2 rRNA genes are annotated in these 3366 nt (G+C 60.0%); both read left to right on the plus strand.

Annotated elements, in window-relative coordinates:
- Positions 1–220: 220 nt before the first annotated feature.
- Positions 221–3028 (plus strand): 23S ribosomal RNA (locus ACG2DA_RS22145).
- A 180-nt stretch (positions 3029–3208) separates the two neighbouring features.
- A 5S ribosomal RNA gene (gene rrf / locus ACG2DA_RS22150) occupies positions 3209–3316 on the plus strand.
- Positions 3317–3366: the final 50 nt, after the last annotated feature.

The following is a 3366-nucleotide window of genomic DNA, read 5'->3' on the forward strand; positions in this document are numbered from 1 at the left end:
TGGCCGGCCGACGGCTCCGCGTCCGGCTGATTCGCCCTTCGTGGCGTTCCGCTCTTTGACAACTTGTTCGTGTCCGAGTGGCATCTTGAAACGACGCGAGGGCGTCGTGCGAACGTCGCACGTCGCCCCGAGAGGTCGAAAGTTTTCCCGAGATCTTCTGAGGGCCACGGGTCGCGTCCGGCAGGTTATGCAAAACTGCCGGGGAGTCGCGGATCCGCGTGGTCAAGCTCAAGAAGGGCGCACGGGGGATGTCTTGGCGTCGGAAGGCGACGAAGGGCGTGGAAGGCTGCGAAAAGCCCGGGCGAGCCGTCAAACAGGCGTTGATCCCGGGATTCCCGAATGACTCCGTCCCGAATCTATACGGACGGAGGGCCAACGTGGGGAACTGAAACATCTCAGTACCCACAGGAAGAGAAAGAAAACTCGATTCCCTCAGTAGCGGCGAGCGAACGGGGAACAGCCCAAACCGGCGGGCTTGCCCGCCGGGGTTGTGGGATCGCCGACATCGACCGAGCTGGCTAGACGAACAGTCTGGAAAGTCTGACGAGACCGGGTGACAGTCCCGTAGTCGAAAGCGAGCGAGGCGTAGGCGACACCCGAGTAGGTGCGGTCACGTGGAACCCGCACTGAATCCGGGGGGCCCACCCCCCAAGGCTAAATACTCTCCGACGACCGATAGCGCAGAAGTAGCGTGAGCGAATGATGAAAAGAACCCCCACGAGGGGAGCTCAAAGAACCTGAAACCGTGTGCCTACAAGCTGTCGGAGCGCTTCTTAGAGCGTGACGGCGTGCCTTTTGCATAATGATCCAGCGAGTTGCCGTCCCCGGCCCGGTTAAGCCCTTCAGGGGCGAAGCCTCAGCGAAAGCGAGTCTGAACAGGGCGACATGTCGGCGGCGGCAGACGCGAAACCTGGTGAACTACCCATGGGCAGGTTGAAGCGCGGGTAAGACCGCGTGGAGGACCGAACCCACCTAGGTTGAAAACTGGGGGGATGACCTGTGGGGAGGAGTAAAAGTCTCATCAAACCAGGAGATAGCTCGTTCTCTCCGAAATAGCTTTAGGGCTAGCCTCGTGCCACTACGTTGCGGGGGTAGAGCGACTGATCTGGGCTGGGGCCCTTCCCGGGTACCCACCCTGACCAAACTCCGAATACCGCAGCGATTATCACGGGAGTCAGTCGGCGGGGGATAAGCTCCGCCGTCGAGAGGGAAACAACCCGGACCGCCCGCTAAGGTCCCAAAGACCTGCTGAAACACTAAGGATGTCGAAACGCCGTGACAGTCGGGATGTTGGCTTAGAAGCAGCCATCATTTAAAAAGTGCGTAATAGCTTACCGATCGAGCGTTTCGGCACCGATAATGACCGGGAGTAAGCAGGTCGCCGAAGCGGCGGATTGACGGTTCTGCCGTCAGTGGTAGGAGAGCGTCCCGTCACTGGAAGCGCTACCGAAAGGGGGCGTGAAGTGTGGCGGGAGTGATTATGCTGGAATGAGTAACGATCAGGCAGGTGAGAATCCTGCCCGCCGCAAGCCTAAGGTTTCCTGGGGAAGGTAAATCCGCCCAGGGTCAGCCGGTCCCTTAGTCGAGGCCGAAGGGCGTAGACGATGGACAGCGGGTTAATATTCCCGCGCCGCGGCACGAGAGGACGCCGCTGTGAGACCTGTCGGGCTGTCGGAATAGCCCGTCCCGCAAGGGCGAGTCCCAGATGACGAAGCAGGAGGATCAGCGGTCGAGAAAAGCCTCGTGCGTTACGCGACCGTACTAAAACTGACACAGGTAGGCGAGGCGAGTAGCCTCAGGTGCTCGGGAGAACGCTGGTTAAGGAACTCTGCAAAATTGCCCCGTAACTTCGGGATAAGGGGTGCCCCCGCGAGGGGGTCACAGCAAAGCGGTGCTGGCGACTGTTTACTAAAAACACAGGACTCTGCGAACTCGAGAGAGGATGTATAGAGTTTGACGCCTGCTCGGTGCCGGTAAGTTAAGGAAGCAGGTTAGCCTTCGGGCGAGGCTTGCGACCGAAGCTCCGGTAAACGGCGGCCGTAACTATGACGGTCCTAAGGTAGCGAAGTTCCTTGTCGGGTAAGTTCCGACCTGCATGAATGGCGTAACGACTGGCACACTGTCTCAACCAGCGACCCGGTGAAATTGTAGTCGTGGTGAAGATGCCACGTACCCGCGGTAAGACGGAAAGACCCCATGAACCTTTACTGCAGGCTGCTATTGGCTTTAGGCACGTACTGTGCAGGATAGGTGGGAGCCCGTGATTCCGGCGCGCCAGCGTCGGCGGAGGCGTCCTTGAAATACCACCCCGTGCTTGTTTGAAGTCTAACCCCTCACCCTGAATCGGGTGGCGGGACAGTGGCAGCCGGGCAGTTTGACTGGGGCGGTCTCCTCCCAAAGCGTAACGGAGGAGCCCAAAGGTACCCTCAGGCCGGTTGGTAATCGGCCGACGAGCGCAAAGGTAGAAGGGTGCTTGACTGCGAGACCGATGGGTCGAGCAGAGACGAAAGTCGGGCTTAGTGATCCGGCGGTCCTGTGTGGAAAGGCCGTCGCTCAACAGATAAAAGGTACTCTGGGGATAACAGGCTGATCCCGTCCGAGCGTCCATAGCGGCGACGGGGTTTGGCACCTCGATGTCGGCTCATCACATCCTGGGGGTGAAGAAGCTCCCAAGGGTTCGGCTGTTCGCCGATTAAAGTGGTACGTGAGCTGGGTTTAAACCGTCGTGAGACAGGTTGGTCCCTATCTACCGTGGGCGTACGAGACTTGCGCGGTTTTCTCTTTAGTACGAGAGGATTTAGAGGGACGGACCTCTGGTGTTCCTGTTGTCACGCCCGTGGCATCGCAGGGTAGCCACGTCCGGTCAGGATAAGTGCTGAAAGCATCTAAGCACGAAGCCTTTCGCAAGATCAGGTCTCGATGGGCAATGGCCCTGAACCCCGCCGGAAGACGACCGGTTGATAGGCCGGAGGTGTACGCGTCGCAATACGCTCAGCCGACCGGTACTAACGGGGGATTGCTTGGCCACGCTGATCGGCGGCTCCCGCGACCTTCATGGTCCGGGACCGCGACGGCGTGAGCCTCAGAAGATGGAAAAGCGATCGACCGATCGTTTCAGGCGCGGTGCCCTCGCTACTGCGAGCGCCGCACGCCGCTCGGACACGACCCGTTGTACTGCGGTCCGCTCTGATCGGGCGGGCCGCGGTCTTCCGGTGACTAGCCCGTGAGGTCACACGCGTTCCCATTCCGAACACGACCGTTAAGCTCACGGGGCCGATGATAGTGCCCACAAGTGCGAAAGTAGGTGTCGCCGGTTCCTGACGCCCCCGAGCCCAAAGCTCGGGGGCGTCTCTTTTTGCGCGCTGC

The sequence above is a fragment of the Alienimonas sp. DA493 genome (assembly GCF_043951915.1).
In the GTDB taxonomy this organism is placed as follows: Bacteria; Planctomycetota; Planctomycetia; order Planctomycetales; family Planctomycetaceae; genus Alienimonas.